General features: G+C 37.9%; 15 protein-coding genes. 11 read left to right on the forward strand and 4 right to left on the reverse strand.

Annotated elements, in window-relative coordinates:
• Positions 1-18 precede the first annotated feature (18 nt).
• From D0T53_RS10370 to D0T53_RS10390, 5 genes are all read left to right on the forward strand, one after another.
• Positions 19-537, forward strand: a complete 519-nt coding sequence (locus D0T53_RS10370) for a hypothetical protein (protein ID WP_163267594.1) — start codon at positions 19-21, stop codon at positions 535-537.
• Positions 534-971, forward strand: a complete 438-nt coding sequence (locus D0T53_RS10375) for a hypothetical protein (protein WP_163267595.1) — start codon at positions 534-536, stop codon at positions 969-971. Before D0T53_RS10370 ends, D0T53_RS10375 begins: the two co-directional genes overlap by 4 nt.
• Before the next feature lie 312 nt (positions 972-1,283).
• The gene (pgk, locus tag D0T53_RS10380; RefSeq protein ID WP_163267597.1) at positions 1,284-2,546 is read left to right on the forward strand and encodes a phosphoglycerate kinase; all 1,263 of its coding nucleotides are present in this window, start codon (positions 1,284-1,286) and stop codon (positions 2,544-2,546) included.
• A gap of 65 nt (positions 2,547-2,611) precedes the next feature.
• Positions 2,612-3,295 (forward strand): hypothetical protein, encoded by a 684-nt coding sequence (locus D0T53_RS10385; protein WP_163267599.1) that lies wholly within the window; start codon positions 2,612-2,614, stop codon positions 3,293-3,295.
• A 16-nt stretch (positions 3,296-3,311) separates the two neighbouring features.
• On the forward strand, positions 3,312-4,016 hold the full coding sequence (locus D0T53_RS10390) for an outer membrane beta-barrel protein (protein ID WP_163267601.1): 705 nt from the start codon (positions 3,312-3,314) through the stop codon (positions 4,014-4,016).
• A 396-nt stretch (positions 4,017-4,412) separates the two neighbouring features.
• Here the strand turns inward: D0T53_RS10390 and serB are convergent, their stop codons facing one another.
• From serB to pyrE, 4 genes are all read right to left on the reverse strand, one after another.
• Positions 4,413-5,636, reverse strand: coding sequence for a phosphoserine phosphatase SerB (gene serB, locus D0T53_RS10395; RefSeq protein WP_163267603.1), 1,224 nt, complete (start codon positions 5,634-5,636; stop codon positions 4,413-4,415).
• Positions 5,637-5,640: 4 nt separating this feature from the next.
• Positions 5,641-6,981: an argininosuccinate lyase gene (argH, locus tag D0T53_RS10400; protein ID WP_163267605.1), complete on the reverse strand. Its 1,341-nt coding sequence runs from the start codon at positions 6,979-6,981 to the stop codon at positions 5,641-5,643.
• Between the two features lie 21 nt (positions 6,982-7,002).
• A complete protein-coding gene (locus D0T53_RS10405) occupies positions 7,003-7,431 on the reverse strand; it encodes an SRPBCC family protein (protein ID WP_163267607.1) in 429 nt (142 codons plus the stop codon).
• 143 nt (positions 7,432-7,574) lie between these two features.
• Entirely contained in the window at positions 7,575-8,207 is a 633-nt protein-coding gene (pyrE, locus tag D0T53_RS10410) for an orotate phosphoribosyltransferase (RefSeq protein ID WP_163267609.1), read from the reverse strand.
• A gap of 271 nt (positions 8,208-8,478) precedes the next feature.
• Between pyrE and D0T53_RS10415 the strand changes: the two genes are divergently transcribed.
• The 6 genes from D0T53_RS10415 to mnmD all read left to right on the forward strand — a co-directional run bounded on the left by D0T53_RS10415 (position 8,479) and on the right by mnmD (position 18,629).
• Positions 8,479-9,102: a fumarylacetoacetate hydrolase family protein gene (locus tag D0T53_RS10415; protein ID WP_163267611.1), complete on the forward strand. Its 624-nt coding sequence runs from the start codon at positions 8,479-8,481 to the stop codon at positions 9,100-9,102.
• Between the two features lie 29 nt (positions 9,103-9,131).
• Positions 9,132-12,590 (forward strand): type IX secretion system sortase PorU, encoded by a 3,459-nt coding sequence (gene porU / locus D0T53_RS10420; protein ID WP_163267613.1) that lies wholly within the window; start codon positions 9,132-9,134, stop codon positions 12,588-12,590.
• A 49-nt stretch (positions 12,591-12,639) separates the two neighbouring features.
• The gene (gene porV / locus D0T53_RS10425) at positions 12,640-13,806 is read left to right on the forward strand and encodes a type IX secretion system outer membrane channel protein PorV (protein ID WP_163267615.1); all 1,167 of its coding nucleotides are present in this window, start codon (positions 12,640-12,642) and stop codon (positions 13,804-13,806) included.
• Positions 13,807-14,001: 195 nt separating this feature from the next.
• Positions 14,002-17,469, forward strand: a complete 3,468-nt coding sequence (gene porU, locus D0T53_RS10430) for a type IX secretion system sortase PorU (RefSeq protein ID WP_163267617.1) — start codon at positions 14,002-14,004, stop codon at positions 17,467-17,469.
• Positions 17,470-17,490: 21 nt separating this feature from the next.
• Entirely contained in the window at positions 17,491-17,970 is a 480-nt protein-coding gene (ispF, locus tag D0T53_RS10435) for a 2-C-methyl-D-erythritol 2,4-cyclodiphosphate synthase (RefSeq protein WP_163267619.1), read from the forward strand.
• Complete coding sequence (gene mnmD / locus D0T53_RS10440) at positions 17,970-18,629, forward strand: tRNA (5-methylaminomethyl-2-thiouridine)(34)-methyltransferase MnmD (protein WP_163267621.1); 660 nt, start codon at positions 17,970-17,972, stop codon at positions 18,627-18,629. Before ispF ends, mnmD begins: the two co-directional genes overlap by 1 nt.
• The last annotated feature ends 123 nt before the right edge of the window (positions 18,630-18,752 follow it).

Here is an 18,752-nt window from a genome sequence, read left to right on the forward strand (position 1 = left end):
TTCAAAACTTTTTATTGTATGATTCAATCGGTTATAAACATTTTCAGGCAACAGGCCCGCGAACACAAGTTAATAAAATCGTTCTGTTACAATCGTAATTACGAATTGGGAAACGGAAATGAAAACCACCCATTGTTTTGGCTCGAAGACCCCATCTTAGGGCGCAACCAGTCGAATTTATTTGTAAACTCGGTAAATTTTTCTATTCTTTTTGTCCCGTCGGACGAAGATGATATTTTGTCTTTGCAAAATCTTGCTTTTTCCACAGGTTTAAATATTCTGGAACGAATAAAGTTGGAGAATACAAATGTCGGGATACTTCCTACCTGGACTTTTCTTACTCTGCGCGATTATTATGATAACAATGCTTGCGGTTGCCGATTTTCGGTCGACTTCACACAGCTCAATATGCAGAACTTATGTCTTATCGGGGAGCAGTTTGACGAGAATAAGCAATTCGAGACAGAAGCTATACTCGATAATTTTGAGGTTTTTATCGATAAGTTACCGGTTTTTGATATTAAAATATCGAAATGATGAAGCCGATATTGTTAAGGGTTACGGAAAGTATAGCCAAGGACATTCAACTATTGGTAGAGTCGTTGTTGGATGACGATTCGTTCGAGTCCAATGCTTTGAAAAAAGGCTTGTGTGTAAGTGTCGACGATGAGCCAAATCCTGTTGTCAGAGTGATATTTAACAGCTATATAGAGTATCTCGAAAATGGAAGAAAGCCCAAAGCAGGAGAGATGCCTTCGGTTTCGGAATTGAAGGATTGGGCTGAAAGCAAGGGGATTTCTGCCGATAATGCAACATTGTTTTTGGTGGCACGGGTTATATGGATGAATGGTTTTTCTGCCCGCCCTATTTTAGCGCTTATAGAAGAAGAGGTAGGGCGTTTGTTTGAAAACGATTGGTCGGATCAGCTTTTTGATGTAATTGTACACGAAATAGATAAGATATTTAAATAACGGGTGTTTAGTATTTTAGCCAACAGGGAAACCAAGCTGTCTTCGGACAGTGAGTTTCCCTGATTTATTTATAAGGAAAGAGTTGTTAGTTAATAACATTCTGAAAAGTAATCATATTGACAAGTACACTTATCAAACAAGTTTATCAAAGAGTTTTAATGCATTATATTTCTTTTTTTTACTAGAAAAATATAACAGATTATTGTATCTTTGCCAAGCAAAAAACTACCTCCGAGTTGCTCGGAATTCTTAGTCTTTAAAAAAGATAAACAGACAAATAGTAATAATATACTTTTAAATTGTAGAAAGATTATGATGACAATTGACAAATTCAACTTCGCAGGCAAAAAAGCTTTTGTGAGAGTTGACTTTAATGTGCCTCTTGATGCAGATTTTAACATCACAGACGACACACGTATTCGTGCAGCAATGCCAACTTTGAAAAAAATTATTGCCGATGGTGGTAGTGTAATTATTGGTTCTCACCTTGGTCGTCCAAAAGGAGTAACCGATAAATTCTCTTTAAAACATATTCTTGCTCATGTTTCTGAATTGTTAGGAACTGATGTTCAATTTGCTTCGGATTGTGCCAGCGAAGAGGCTGCAATGAAAGCAGCAGCTCTTCAACCGGGCGAAGCTTTGTTGTTGGAAAACCTTCGTTTCTATGCCGAAGAAGAAGGAAAACCTCGTGGATTAGCAGAAGATGCTACCGACGACGTGAAAGCAGCGGCTAAAAAAGAAATAAAAGAGAAACAAAAAGAGTTTACAAAACAATTGGCGTCGTATGCCGATGTATATGTAAACGATGCATTTGGTACGGCTCACCGTGCGCATGCTTCAACTGCACTTATTGCCGATTATTTTGATGCCGATCATAAAATGTTTGGTTTCTTGATGCAAAAAGAAATTGATGCTGTTGAAAAAACAATGAAAGATCCTGCTCGCCCATTCACTGCAATTATTGGTGGAGCAAAAGTTTCTTCAAAAATTGATATTATCGAAAACCTTCTTGATAAAGTTGATAACCTTATCATCGGTGGTGGTATGGCTTTCACATTTATCAAGGCTGAAGGCGGAAAAATAGGAAACTCGTTGGTTGAAGACGATAAACTTGATGTTGCAAAAGATATTATAGCTAAAGCTAAGGCTAATAACGTGAAAATGGTTATTGCCAGCGATGCTAAAATAGCAGATGCATTCAGTAACGATGCTAACTCGAAATTTGTAGACGCAGATCAAATTCCTGACGGATGGATGGGATTAGACATAGGTCCAAAAGGAGAACAAGAATTTGCTGATGTGTTGAAAAACTCAAAAACAATTCTTTGGAATGGTCCTGTAGGCGTATTCGAGTTTTCAAACTTTGCTCAAGGTTCAAAAGTTACAGCTTTAGCTGTTGTTGAGGCTACAAAACATGGAGCGTTCTCTCTTGTTGGCGGTGGCGACTCTGTTGCCTGCGTTAATCAAATGGGATTGGCTAACGATGTTTCGTATGTATCAACAGGTGGTGGTGCTCTTCTTGAGTTTATCGAAGGAAAAGTACTTCCGGGTATTAAAGCTATCAGAGGATATTAATTATTCAGCATAAAATAGAAAAAAGGTGTTTTTCCGAAAGGAAGAATACCTTTTTCAATAATTGTATGAAAACAAAACAATTTCTACTGTTCTTTTCCGTACTGCTTTTTTTGCTTGCGGGTTGTGGTAAAAACAGTTCGGACAAAACATCTGCTTCGTCGGAGGTAAATAATTCGGCCTTGTTATCGGAAGATGAAGAAGAAACGCCCAGTCCTGAAGACTTAGGGGAATATTTTGAGGATGCGCCCGTTTTTAAATTTAAGTGGAACGATGGTGTTTCTTTGCTTGTTACAAGCGAGTCTGGTACGCCTTTGGTGTACGACGACGAAGCTGATTATTCTACATTAGGCATACTTCCTCAGATGTATTGGGCTGAGAAAATACTTCTGGACTTTGTTGTTAAAGAATATTATAAGAACACTTATGGCGAAATCGTTCAGGATTCTAATCTTAAATATGCAGAGAATTATATCAACTTTATTAATTCGCACATAAACCTTGTGTTTGCATTTCCTGTAAAAACGGAAAATGATGAGTTGAATAAAATTTTTAACAAAATCTACTACGATAATAAAGATTATGAATTTTATATAGGCGAACGTGGCTATGGTTGGCAGTCGTTTTATCTCAGTAAGGACGGAACTATTGAGTATGGGGTAAATTCTTCCGGAAAAAGATATGTGCGTAGTCCTAAACTTACGTTGAGAAGAGACGAAAAAACCGGATACCTTATAATTAGTAAAGTGTAATTTTTATATTGTATTTATGAAGAACCGAAAGAAAGCTGTATTAGTTTATCTACTATTGTTTTGTTTAAATATTAATTTATTGGCACAAACACCTATTCGCTTTGGAGTTAAAGCAGGATTGAATATGTCGACTGCGTTTGTTGAAGATGCCTCTGAAAGTAAATTTAGATTAGGGTACAAGGTGGGAGCAACAGCCGAATATTCGTTTAACAGAAACTTTATGATTCAATCGGGATTATTTTTCTCGGTAAAGGGTTCAAAGTTAGAGGATCTGAATGTAAATGATTATGTTGGAGGAACTCCAGACTTTACTCATACGTTCAATCAACTTTATCTGGAACTTCCATTGTACGGGTCATACAAATTACATGTTCGTGATAATTTGAATGTTGTTTTAGGTGCCGGTCCATATATTGGTTATGGTATAGGCGGAAAGACAAAGCAAAAATTGAATAATGGAACTTGGAGTAATGGTGTTACCCAAATAGAATGGGATACTTTTGGCGATGGTGTTTTTGATGAAAACCGTGATTGGCTTCGAGGTGAATCTTTGAAACGATTTGATTTTGGTGCTGGAATTAAAGCTGATTTAGAATATTGTAAATATATTTTGGGTGTTGAGGTCAGCTCAAGTGTAATAAATATTGCAGATAAGCCGGATTACAAAGATTTTACTTACCATAATTTTAATGTCTGTGTTTCTCTGGGGTATAAGTTTTAGGGAGAAGCGAATATTAAAGAAAAGAGAAATTCGGCCAAAAATATTGAGAAATAAAATAAGGCTTTCCAAAAGGAAAGCCTTATTTTATATATTTATTCTATCGAAAATAATCAAACTTAAAAATTCCGCTTTTAGGTGTGTTCAAAAGGAATTCTCCTTTTGAACAGCGGAACTAAAAAATCAATAACCTAAACCTAAATAACCATGTAACCAAATAAAACCTAATATATAATCAATCTCTTTACCTGTATAAGACTCTTCTATACCTTGGTTTACACTACAAAAGTAATACAATATTTTAAATCTGCAATCAAAAACATGTTCTATAACATATTTTTAACATAAATGCAGCTGATATGTATAACAATCTAAAATAATTAGATATAGCAACAGGGTTTATTGGTTTTCGTTTTCAAGCATAGAGTCCTTATATCCAAGGAAATAAAGTATTCCGTCAAGTCCTACGGTCGATAACGATTGTTTTGCATTTTCTTTAACTTTGGGCTTTGCATGAAATGCTATTCCCAATCCGGCGGCGGCAAGCATTGGCAAGTCGTTTGCTCCGTCTCCAACTGCAACAGTTTGACGTATATCGGCTTTTTCTACCTGAGCTATTAGTTTTAATAGTTCGGCTTTACGTTTGCCATCTACAATGTCGCCCAAATGTTTTCCTGTTAATTTTCCATCAACAATTTCCAATTCGTTGGCATACACATAGTCAAATCCATATTTGTCTTTCAGGTAGTTCCCGAAATAGGTAAACCCTCCCGAAAGTATCGCTATTTTGTATCCGCTCTTTTTCAGTATCCTAATCAAGCGTGCCATTCCTTCTGTGATGGGTAGGTTTTCGGCAATATCTTTCATTACCGATTCGTCCAACCCTTTCAGTAACGAAACCCTGCGTTCGAAGCTTTCGCTGAAATCTATTTCGCCACGCATCGCCGATTCTGTAATAGCGCGAACTTCTTCTCCAACTCCAGCACGGTCGGCAAGTTCATCTATCACTTCGGTTTGAATGAGTGTAGAGTCCATATCAAAGCATATAACACGTCTCATGCGGCGGTACATGCTTTCTTCCTGAAAGGCAATGTCGATAGAGTGTTTCGATGAAAGTTCCATAAAACGGCGGTGAACGGCATCTACATCAACACTTCCTCTTATCTGCATTTCGATACATGACCTATTGGGGCGCGATTTCATATCGATGGGAACCCTTGCCGTTAGGCGGGTTATCGATTCGATATTCATTTTGAATTCTCTTAATACTTCGGCAACGTATGCAATCTGACGAGCTTTCAACTCTCTTCCCAGTATTGTTACTATATAGCGATTTTTACCTTGACGATTAACCCAGTTCGAATACTCCTCTTTGCTTAATGGCGAAAAACGTATTGTTACTCCAAGTTCGGATGCAATAAACAGCAGGTTTTTTAAAATATCGCCCGATTTGGCTGTCGTAGACTCGAATAGTATTGCCAGCGATAAAGTGTGGTGTATATTAGCTTGTCCTATATCAAGAATATTAGCATCGTATTTGGCAAGTACGCCCGTTAGTGCTGCTGTAACACCGGGTCTGTCTTCGCCCGAAATGTTGACCAAAATAATCTCAGTATTTTCCATTTTTTCAGAAATCTTGCGTCAGTAATTTTTCGATAGCTGATTCTACTTTTTTGAAATCAAACTGATCTATTATGTTTTGTTTTAGTAATTCTATTTCTTGGTTGCAAAGGTTGCCTATGCTTCCTTCGTGTGTGTGGCTTATATTTTTGTCAGGAACAAAGTTGCCTGCTTCTATGTCTAAACCAACTTTTTTATAAGCATCCCTGAATGGCATTCCGTTAGCCACTAGTTTGTTAACTTCTTCAACACTAAATATTGCAGCGTATTTATCGTCGTTCAATATCTGTTCGTTTACTATAACTTTGCTCATCATTCGCTCGGCCATAACAATACAGTTATTCAGTTCGTCGAACGAAGGAATAAATATTTCTTTAGTTATTTGCAAATCTCTAAAGTAACCCGATGGCAGGTTGTTGATGATTAGAGTTATTTCGGCCGGAAGATTTTGTATTTTGTTGCATTTGGCACGTGTAAGCTCAAATACATCGGGATTCTTTTTGTGTGGCATAATGCTCGACCCCGTAGTGTATTCGTCGGGCAACTTTATGAACCCGAAATTCTGGCTGTTGAACATGCAGGCGTCAAATGCCAGTTTCGATATAGTTGCCGCAATTCCGGCAAGGGCAAACGATACGGTTTTTTCCATTTTGCCCCGTCCCATTTGTGCATAAACCACATTGTAATTCATGCTGTCGAAACCTAGTAAATCGGTAGTTTCCTGACGTTTTAGGGGGAAAGACGAGCCATATCCTGCTGCCGATCCTAAGGGGTTGCGGTTGCATATTTTGTAAGCTGCAAGCAATAACTGTAAGTCATCGACAAGGCTTTCGGCATACGCGCCAAACCATAAACCGAACGAAGATGGCATAGCTATTTGCAAATGCGTATATCCCGGCATCAAAACGTTTTTGTATCGCTCGCTTTGTGTTAGTAGAGTGTCGATAAGTTTCGAAACTAAACTTACAACAGTTTGTATTTCGTCACGTGCAAAAAGTTTCAAATCGACAAGAACCTGATCGTTTCGCGAACGTCCGCTATGAATTTTTTTACCAATATCTCCCAGCTTGCGGGTAAGTATTAATTCAACTTGCGAATGCACATCTTCAATTCCGTCTTCAATAATAAAGCTTCCGTTTTCGGCAAGTTTATATATTTGGCGAAGCTCGTTCAATAGCTGTGGTAATTCTGCTTTGCTTATCAAGCCAATATCGCTAAGCATAATTATGTGAGCCATAGAGCCAAGCACGTCGTGTTTGGCTAAAAAAACATCCATTTCCCTGTCACGTCCAACAGTAAATGTTTCAATGTCTTTATTTACTTGTACGTTTTTCTCCCAGAGTTTCATGCGATATACAGAATTATATTCTTATTGGTTTATTTCATCAAACGGAATTGAAGCCATCATATCGGCTATTTTGTCGATAGCTTGTTGTAGTGGCTTCGAAACCATTGGTTTTATAAAAGGGTTTAAGTCGGCAACAACGCCAACTTTCATTGTGGTTTCTTCGGTCGAAGTTTGCTCTAATAATATCGATAGGCTTAAAGCAAAAGGTACTTGTTCGGCTTCGAATTTTATTAAAGAATTAGGTGTTCTTTCAACTATGTTGAATTTAATTTTACCCACAGGATCGACTGATATCGAACACGAATCTTCTTCGTACGAAAACCCCTTGAGCCTGTCGTCTTCAGGCATTTTTTCTTTTAATGCTTCAAGGTTTCTCATGTCAGAGAAAACGTTGTATACAGTAGAATTGGGATAAGAAATTTTTTTTTCTTCGCTATAAAATTCAGCCATTGCTTTTTGTTATAAATTGGTCGGTTGCTTTATTGTAAATGCTATTGGCAATCGGGCAATTTTAATTGTTTTTATTAGTGTCTCTATTATTGAACAAAACCTGTCTGCCTACAGGCAAACAGGTTTAATTTAATATTTAGTGATTATTTCATCCACTCGGCAGGAGCTTTTCTCCATTCCTGCAACGTGTCGAGATCCGATTCTGCTATGTAATCAATTTTTAAAGCTTCTTGAAGAACGGCTTCGTAATTTGTCAGGGTTTTAAGCTCAACTTGTGCATCTTTGAATTTCTTTTCGGCAACGGGAAATCCGTACGTGAAAATAGCAACCATTCCTACAACATCCGAACCATCGGCTCGTATTGCGTCAACAGCTTTAAGACTGCTGCTACCTGTCGAAATAAGGTCTTCAACAACAACAACTTTGCTTTTGGGTTTCAAATCTCCTTCGATAAGATTCTCTAATCCGTGGTCTTTAGGGCTCGATCTGATATATACAAACGGCAGTCCCAAAGCATCGGCTATCAGGGCGCCGGGTGCTATCGCTCCGGTTGCAACTCCGGCAATAGCGTCGGCATCTCTAAAATGTTCGAGGATAAGATGGCTTAACTCCAGTTTAACATAACTGCGAAGGTTAGGGTATGATAATATTTTACGGTTATCGCAATAGATTGGTGATTTCCAGCCCGATGCCCAAGTAAAAGGGTTAGAAGGTTGGAGCTTTATTGCTTTAATCTTAAGAAGCTTTTCTGCGGTGTTTTTTTCAAGTGAACTCATAAGCTGTATATAAATGACATTTGTTTTTAGAGTTGCAAAGATAAATAATATCTGCCATATATAAGAGACAAAAAACAGATGTTTTACGATATATTTTCCCTTCGAATGTTAATCTGTTGGCAAACCTTTGAAAAGCATTTTCTTATTTATAAATAAATTTTATCTTTGTGAATATTAAATGTAAAAGATAGCGGTTTTTTTAGGAAGCGGAAAATGCCAATCAACACTTTTTATAATCGCTAAAAGTTAGAATGTGTTATAAACTTTATTAATGAAGATTATTTGTGTGGGGTCGAACTATGAGTCTCATAATAAGGAGATGAATAGGTTGGTGTCCCCAAAAGAACAAAGCCCGGTTTTGTTTTTAAAACCAGACTCGGCACTGTTAAAAGACGGAAAGGCTTTTTATATACCAGACTTTACTAATGATGTTCACTACGAATTGGAATTGGTTGTGAAAATAAATCGGTTGGGGAAAAATATAGCAGAACGTTTTGCTCATCGTTATTATGCCGACGTGTCGGTAGGGATCGATTTTACAGCCCGCGATTTACAAAACGATTTAAAGAAAAAAGGACTACCTTGGGAAATATCCAAAGCTTTTGATGGTGCTGCAGTGTTAGGCGAATTTGTGGGACGGGATTCGTTGAGCAATAGTGTTGATTCTCTTCATTTTTCGTTATTGAAAAACGGAGAATGTGTGCAGAATGCAAATACGAGCGAAATGTTGTTTTCCGTAGACCAGATTGTTGCGTATGCCAGTCGTTTTTTTACTCTTAAAATAGGAGATATTATATATACCGGTACACCTGCAGGGGTTGGTACTGTGAATGTGGGCGACCATCTGGAGGGTTTTTTGGAGGGAGAAAAACTTCTGGATTTTTATGTCAGATAAATTCCGTTATTTAGAATAAATTTTGCTGTATGATTAATATTATAAAAAAGATAAGGTGGGGAGTACTTTCTGTGTTTTTGTTATATACTTGTACTTTATCGGCGCAAATAAACAGCTATGCTCAAAAGTCTGTTTTGAGCGAAGGCACTTGGCATAAGATAAAAGTAGGAGAAACAGGTGTATATAAACTTACATACTCGGCTCTGACCGAAATGGGAATTTCCAATCCTGCGAATGTAAAAATATATGGTTATGGTGGCTGGTTGCTGGATGAAAATTTTTCTAAACCTTTCATCGACGATTTACCTCCCGTCTCAATATGGATGAGCAATACGCCTGAAAATTTTGGAACAGATGATTATATTCTTTTCTATGCCAAAGGTAGCTTAAAATGGACTTTGGATGAGGTTTCGAACAGATTTATTCATAAGCAGAATGTGTATTCGACCGATTCGTATTACTTTATTACCGAATCGGCCGGCGCTCCTAATTTGATGAACGAAGTGGCATATACAGGTTTGGTGGAGCCTGTAGTGAGTACTTTCGATGATTATTATGTGCACGAAAAAGAGCTTTATACACTTTGTTCCTCAGGACGTGATTTTTTTGGTGAACAGTTTGTCGGACAACCATCTCAGGATTTTCCAATACTCTTGCCCGGTAAAACAAGTGGTAGTAATGTTTTGCTTGGTGTGAATTTTGTAGGATATACAAAAAATGGAGCAACATTGTCGGTAAAAACAAATGGTGTTTTGCAGGCTAATTATGATATACCACTTATAAAAAATACAACAACAGATAGTTACGCTAAGGCTAAGGAGGTTGATAAAACATTAAATATAACCAATTTTGAAGGAGGGGATAATGTTTTAAATCTTACTTATAATCCGGGTTCCAGTGATAAGAATATGCATCTTAACTTTTTTAGCTACACATACAATCGCGAACTTAAATCTTATGGTCAGGCAGTTACGCTCTTTCGCAATCGGGCAAAGAATGCAAGCCAAAGCTTTTGTATAAAAGAAGCAACAACAAATATGTTGGTTTTCGATGTTACGGATGGCGAGGTTGTTACAAATATTCAAACTTCGTATTCGAATGGCGATTTATATTTTACTGCATCGAATAATCCGGTAAGGGAATATGCTTTAGTCGATTTGACGAAAGATGTTGCTGCGCCGTCGTACGAGGGTATTGTTGAAAATCAGAATTTGCATGGACTGACAAATAAAGATATGGTTATTATTGTTCAGCCTATATTGAAGGCGTATGCCGAGCAATTGAAAGACTTGCACGAAAGTGAAGGCTTGCAAGTACATGTTGTTTCGCCCGGGGATATTTATAATGAATTTTCGTCGGGAAAGCCAGATGCTACAGCTTACCGCCGATTTATGAAAATGTTTTATGACAGGGCTGCAACAGAAGATGAAAAGCCTAAATATTTGTTGCTATTCGGAGATGGAACATATGATAACCGATTTCTGTTGAATGGCAGTGTTGGTAGCGAAACCAGCAAACAGGCTATGCTGCTAACTTATCAGTCGGAAAATTCGATAAGTGACATATCGTCTTATACTATTGACGATTATTTTGGTTTCTTAGATGATAACAGTGGCATGTCGCACAGCTCGGATGTATTAAGGCTGGGTATTGGGAGGTTACCGGTGAAGTTGGAATCGGAAGCCAAGGCTGTGGTTGATAAAATAAAAAACTATGTTAAGAATGACGATAGGGGGATATGGAAAAACAATGTGTCGTTTGTTGCTGACGATGTTGTTGCCGGGTCGAATAGTATTCTTACCGAAAAACAACATATTGAAGCTTCAGAGAAATTCGCATCTTATGTTGAGACTTCTTTCCCTTCGTTTATTGTAAATCGGTTATATTGCGATTTGTACGAGCGTGTTTCTACTATTCAGGGGTACAGGTATCCTGATTTGACACGAGCAATGTTGCAACAGATTGACAACGGAACCCTGATTGTTAATTATCTGGGACACGGATCGAGTCAGGAATGGGCACACGAATATATTTTCACAAAAACAGAAGCCCGTTTGATGACAAATAAGCGATTGCCATTGTTTATTATCGCCTCTTGTAGTTTTGGAAAGTTCGACGGCAATCAAGAGGCTGTGTCCGAAATATTGTTAACTAACCCGAACGGTGGAGCCATTGCTCTTATTACATCTACACGGGTTGTTTTTTCTGAAAAAAATAAAGAGTTGAATGAAAAAATACTGAATCAGATATTTGAAAAGCAAGATGGAATACCTGCCCGTTTGGGCGATATTGTTCGGCATTCGAAACAGGCATTAACTTCGGATTCGAATAAGTTGCGTTTCATGTTGTTGGGCGATCCGGCAATTCGGATGTCTTATCCGGAGGATACCCGCAGAGTTGAGGTAAAAAAAATAAAAGTGAACGGACAGGAAGTTACCGAGGCTGTTCAGTTTAAAGCATTGTCTGATATTGTTATTGAAGGCGAAGTTGTTTCTCGGCAGGCTGAAACCGAAACCGATTTTAACGGAGTACTAGAGTCGATGATATTTGATAGCCAGCAAGAGCTAACAACCCGGGGTAATTATAGTGGAGGCACCGGAAATGCACAGGCGAAAATGACTTATATCGATTATACTAATATACTGTATTCGGGAAGCACTGATGTTGAAAACGGGAAGTTTAAGATATCATTTAAAATACCTAAAGATATTTTGTACGCAAACAATACTGGCAAAATGAGCTTTTATGCCTATGATACGCAAAACAAATATCAGGCTCAGGGTAATTTTCTGAATTACACAGTTGGTGGAGCCGACGAGTCTTCGGTCGAAGAAACTAATGCTCCTGTTATATCAACTATTTATTTAAATAGCTCCGACTTTGTTTCGGGAGATGTTGTAAACTCGGCGCCGATATTTTATGCCGAGGTTTCGGACGATTCGGGTATAAATTTATCAGGATCGTTAGGGCATAATGTTTCGTTATTAATAGATGGGTATAAAGCTTATGATTTAACGCCTTATTACCAAACACTGAAAGGAACAGAAGGCCGGGGGGTGATAAGTTATACTTTGGACGATTTAGACGAAGGTCATCATACATTATTATTCAGGGTTTGGGACGTTTGGAATAACTCTGCTGTAAAAAGCTTCGATTTTCAGGTTAAGTCGAAGGATAAATCAGCGTTATACGACTTCTCGATAGAGCGTAATCCGGTAGAATCGGTTGCAATTCTGCGGTTTAAAACCGAACAAGAGGCATCGGGTGTAGATGTGCGTTATGAAGTATTTTCTTTGTCGGGAGAATTAATGTGGAGCACTACGGTGAATGGTAATTCGAGTCAGGAAGATTTTTCTTATTTTTGGAAACTTAATAAATCAAATGGCGAAAAACTTCAGGCAGGAATTTATATATGTAAGGCCAGTGTTTATGTAAATGGATTAATGAAAGCTTCGAAGTCGGAAAAATTAATAGTCAAGGAACAATAAAATATAAATTAATCAGTTTATAAGAGAAGTAATAAATAAAGTCTTGTCAATGAAAAAATATTTGAATAGGTTATTCTTAATAGGTGTTTTATCTTTTGTTGTGCTCAATGTAATTGCTCAGGATGATAATTATAACCCTATATACACCGCTGCACCGTCGTTGTCGATAGCACCCGATGCCAGAGGAGGGGGTATGGGGGATATTGGTGCCGCCACATTGCCCGATGTTTATTCACAGCATTGGAATCCGGCAAAATATGCCTTTATGACAAGTAGAGCAGGGCTTGGCGTATCTTATACACCTTGGTTAAGAAAACTGGTTAACGATATGGCTTTGATCTATGCTTCGGGGTATTTTAAACTGGGCGAAGAAGATAATCAGGCTTTAAGTGCATCGCTCCGGTATTTTACAATGGGCGATGTGTTGAAAACAGACTTTAATGGCTATGAGCAGGGTACGATTTCTCCATACGAGATGGCCTTTGATGTGGGGTATTCGCGAAAGTTGAGCGAAACCTTCTCAGGAGCTGTGGCACTAAGATTTATTATGACGGATTATAAAACAGGAAGCGGTGAAGAAGTAAACGGAACAGCTTTTGCTGCCGATATTGCCGGGTATAACGAGTCGTATGTTGTAATAAATAATGTAGAGTGTTTATTGGGACTGGGTTTTAATATTTCAAATATTGGTACAAAAATATCGACAGCCGACGATTCGGAATCTAATTTTATTCCTACAACATTGCGCTTGGGAGGCTCTCTGACTTATCCTTTGGACGATTATAATACACTGGCGCTTAATCTTGATGTCTCGAAATTGCTTGTACCCACACCTCCTGTTAAAGGAGAAGATGAGAGCGAAGATGAGTTTAAGTTAAGACGGGACGATTATAAAGCAATATCATCAATTAGTGGTGTTTTTAAGTCTTTTGGCGATGCCCCCGGCGGTTTTAGCGAGGAACTGAAAGAAATAATGTGGTCGTTAGGAGCCGAGTATACGTACGATAACCGTTTTTCGGTTAGAGGAGGATATTACTACGAAAACGAAATGAAAGGAAACCGTAAATATTTCTCGTTTGGAGCGGGTTTAAAAATGAACGTGTTCCAGATAGATGCATCTTATCTTGTATCAACATCAGGTACAAGCCCGTTAGATCAAACACTTCGGTTTTCTATCGGTTTCGAAATGGAAGGGCTTCGTAACCTCCTTAAATAATTTGTATATATTTGTAGTTTAGTGATTAAATATTAAAATCAGGATTAAAATCATAATCCTGATTTTTTTGTTTTATTTTTATACAGTGAAAGAGTATTTTGACTTTAAAAACTAGTTTTTTTACAATATTTACATGTTATTTCACGTTTCTAATTTGATAAGGGTGAAAACACATGTTTTCTTAACTGATTTAATATGTCTGAAAAATTATACAAAATAGTAAATATACTGCCGGCAATAATGGTGGTGCTATTTGCATTATATACAACAGGTGCTTATTCGCAGGGTAAAAGCGCATTGCGTTATGCTCAAAATTCGGTTTTGGCAGAAGGTACATGGTATAAAATTAAAGTGAATGAAACCGGAATATACAAACTTACATACAGCGATCTTCAACGTATGGGGATATCGAACCCAGCAAATGTAAAAGTACATGGCTATGGAGGGTGGATAATGGACGAGGTGTTTTCGGATGAAAATTATCACGACGATTTACCACAGGTGGCAATATGGATGAGTAATGCACGGGAAAATTTCGGGCCTAATGATTATATCTTGTTTTATGCCCGAGGCGATATAAAGTGGGCATATAATTCAACACGTAACGAGTTTGTACACACGCAGAATCCATATTCGGGCGAATCTTATTATTTTATAACAGAAACAGATGCTGCTCCTTTGTTGATGGATAATGCTCAATTGAGCTCTTCGCCCACCGAAACAGTTACAACATTTACTGATTATGCCCTGTATGAAGATAATTTAGTGAATATATTAGAGTCGGGGCGTCACTTTTTCGGTAAAAGCTTTTTAGGTTTACCGTCTCAGAATTTTAATATCACATTGCCCGGAATAACATCCGATCCCGCATTGTTTAGGGTTGTGTTTATTGGAAAAACCAGAGGTGGGGCATATATGGATGTTTCGTTGAATAACGAAAATATCGATCGGTACTCTGTCCCTTCTACCAATTATAGTTCATATACGAGGGCTCAGATTGTAAATCGAACGTTTACTAAGGAGGCTAAGGAATCGAATGTTGTGGGAATGAAATATGGGTATTCCAGTGGGTCGGATTATGCGATAAATACAAATTTTCACCTCGATTATATAAGAGTTAATTATACCCGTCATCTAAGGCCTGTAGGCGGGGTTACTTTGTTCCGTAATACAACATATTCCAACAATTTGGGTTACAAAATATCGGCGGCTTCTTCTCACCTGAAGGTATTTAATGTAAGCAATGCTTTAAAACCTCAGGTTGTAAATGCTGCATTGTCGGGTGCTGAACTGACTTTTGCGGCGTCGAACCTGACAGTAAATGAGTATGCGATGGTTGATGTGTCGAAAACGATACCAAGTCCAACCCTTGTCGGGAAAGTAGATAACCAAAATCTGCATGCTTTAGATGCAGCGGAAATGGTTATAATTGTTCAGCCTATTTTGCAGGAATATGCGCAACAACTGAAAGAGTTGCATGAGAATATTGACGGAATGGAATCCTTGGTTATAACTCCGGATCTTATTTATAACGAATTTTCATCGGGAAAGCCCGATGCTAGTGCTTTTCGCCGATTTATGAAAATGTTTTACGATAGGGCTGAGGATGGAGTCCTTAAAGCTCCGAAGTACTTGTTGTTATTTGGCGATGCCACTTTTGATAATAGATTCTATACAGAAGAAAATTGGACGGAAAGTTCGAAAAAAGCAATTATTCTTTCTTATCAAACCGATGATTCGTCGCTTTCGGCCTCTTCTTCGTATGTTACCGATGATTATTTTGGTTTTTTACAAGATAAGTGTAATTCAGCCTTCAATAGTAATCCTATCGATTTGGGTATAGGGCGTATTCCTGTGCGTACACCCAGAGAGGCACAAGCTGTTGTAAATAAAATACAGAACTATGTTGCGAATACTAATAAAGGAATTTGGAGGAATAAGATATGCTTTGTTGCCGACGATGCTGTTTCCGATGTATTTAACTCTTCGGAAACTTACCATGCCAAAAATGCCGAAATACTTTCGGATCAGGTAGCTGAGCAACATCCGCATTTTATAGTCAACAAAGTTTATCTTGATGCTTATGAACGTTCTAAAACGATAAATGGATTCAGGTACCCCACGGCAAGGAGTGCTTATTTGAATAATCTTAATTCGGGAGTACTCATATTCAATTATCTGGGGCATGGATCGAGTCAGGATTGGACGCACGAGTATATCTTGACCAAGTCGGAGATAGAATTAATGAATAACGATAAATTGCCTCTTTTTATTACGGCGACATGCGATTTTGGGCGTTTTGACGGAAAAGCTACCTCTGGTAGCGAACTTCTGTTTACAAAAGAAAAAGGAGGAGGAATTGGGGTGTTTGCAGCATCGAGGGTAGTTTATGGCTCTAACAATCAGGATTTAAATAAAAAACTATTGGAGCATGTGTTTGATAAAGAAGCGGGAGTTCCTGCCCGCTTGGGCGATATTATGCGCCAAGCAAAAAAAGGTATCGATGACGATAATAAATTAAGGTTTTTACTTATTGGCGATCCGGCCTTAAGGCTAAAATATCCGACCGACGAATATAAAATTAGTATTACAGAAGTTAACGGTAAGCAGTCCGATGACTTGGATATTTGGATGCAGGCGCAGTCGTATAATTCGATAAAAGGAGAAATTGTAGATGCCGATGGTAACTTGGTAGAGGATTTTAACGGAACCATCGAATCGGTAGTTTTTGATGGAAAAGAGGCTCTAGAGACAAGGGGATATGATTTAAGTGGAAGTGGAAATGCATCTGCCATAGTTAAGTATAACGATTATACCAATACAATATATACAGGGAAAATGAATGTTGAGGGTGGTAAGTTTAATATCGAATTTCAAACTCCTAAAGACATTTTGTATCTTAACAAGAAAGGTAAAATGAGTTTTTATGCATTCGACAAAGACGGAGTTCGCGAAGCTCAGGGTTATTTTAATAATTATACGGTTGGAGGAACAGATCCCGATACCGAAGAAGAACTTAATCCGCCAACAATTCACCAGATATATTTAAATCATTCAAGTTTTAAATCGGGCAATAAAGTAAATCAAACACCATTGTTCTATGCCGAGTTTTCCGACGAATCGGGTATAAATTTATCGAGTGGTGTGGGGCATAATATATCCTTATCTATCGATAACGTGCTGAATTACAATTTAACGCCGTATTATTCGAGTGGAGGTTCTTCCGACGCTAGCGGTTATGTGCGATATTCTATTCCGCAGTTATCGGAAGGTAAGCATAAACTATTATTCAGAGTATGGGATACGTGGAATAATTCGGCTACAGCCGAGCTCGATTTTGAGGTGGTAAGTAATTATAAACCTAATATCTACCAATTTGTTATAGATGGCAATCCGGCAGCTGATTATACTAAGTTCAGATTGTTAACCGACGTGCCGGGTTCGACAGTTAATGTGAAATATGAAGTATTTTCTTTAACAGGATCAATTTTATGGGCAACAGAAGTTACAGGAAGTTCTGGTTCGGGCGACGAATTAAGTTATCAGTGGGATTTGATTAGTAATAATGGAAAGTTAAGGCCGGGAATTTATATCTGTCGTGCAACGGTTAGAACCGGTGATGGAAAAGCATCATCGCAATCAGAAAAGTTGATTGTTCAATAAATTGGAAAATTTTATTCGAAAATGAAAATACGTGTAGGATTCGGCTACGATGTTCATCGTTTATCCGAAGATAGAGAATTATGGTTGGGGGGGATAAAAATTCCCCATACGAAGGGATTGCTGGGGCATTCCGATGCCGATGTGCTTATTCATGCAGTGTGCGATGCATTGTTGGGCGCTGCTAATTTAAGGGATATAGGGTTTCATTTTCCCGACAATGCAGCAGAGTACAAAAATATTGACAGCAAAATTCTTTTAAAAAGGACTTTGGAAGTTATCTCGGAAAAAGGCTATAGGGTAGGAAATATAGATGCTACAATATGTGCCGAAAAACCTAAAATAAATCCATACATTCCCGATATGCAAAAAACGATGGCTTCAATTCTGGAGATTGATGTTGATGATATTTCTATAAAAGCCACTACTTCCGAGAAGATGGGATTTGTTGGGCGAGAAGATGGTTTTGCTGTTCATGCGGTTGCCCTTATCGAGAAAAAATAATGGATTTAGAATTCGAACTGACTGCAGACGGGTCGCATACATTATTTGTTCCTCAATTAGATGAGCATTATCATTCGGTTAATGGAGCAATACAAGAGTCTAATCATGTTTTTATTGAATCGGGACTAAAATGCTGCCCGAAAAATGAAATATCAATTTTGGAAGTGGGGTTTGGTACGGGACTAAATGCACTTCTCACATTATTATATGCAAACCAAACTAATAAGCAGGTAAGATATAAAAGTTATGAATTATACCCCTTGTCGCAAGATGTGATTGAGAAGCTTAACTACAGAGATATATTATTGGATAAAGCTAAGTTTTTTGACGATTTGCATAAAGCTCCGTGGGGTGAAGAGGTTTTATTGACCTCCAATTTTTCATTGAAAAAAATCTCGGCCGACTTTACTTTATTCGAAGAAGAAAGAGCAAATTTGTTCGATTTGGTTTATTTCGATGCGTTTGCACCCGATAAGCAACCGGAGTTGTGGACACAGAAAATCTTCGATTATGTTTATAAACTTGTATCGGCAAATGGAATTTTGATTACATATTGTGCAAAAGGAGTAGTTCGGCGAGCAATGTTAAAGTCAGGTTTTAAAGTTGAGCGTATACCGGGACCTCCGGGCAAAAGAGAAATGTTGAGAGCAATCAAGTAATTTTTTTCTGTTATATAACACGTTTTTTGTTAGGCGTTTAGATGCCTTTCTGAAAAAAATCACAAAAAAACCTCAATAATAATTTGGAATTAGGTAAAAAAAGTATTTATCTTTGCACCCGCT

Source organism: Dysgonomonas sp. 216 (genome assembly GCF_010501065.1).
Classification (GTDB): domain Bacteria; phylum Bacteroidota; class Bacteroidia; order Bacteroidales; family Dysgonomonadaceae; genus QVMM01.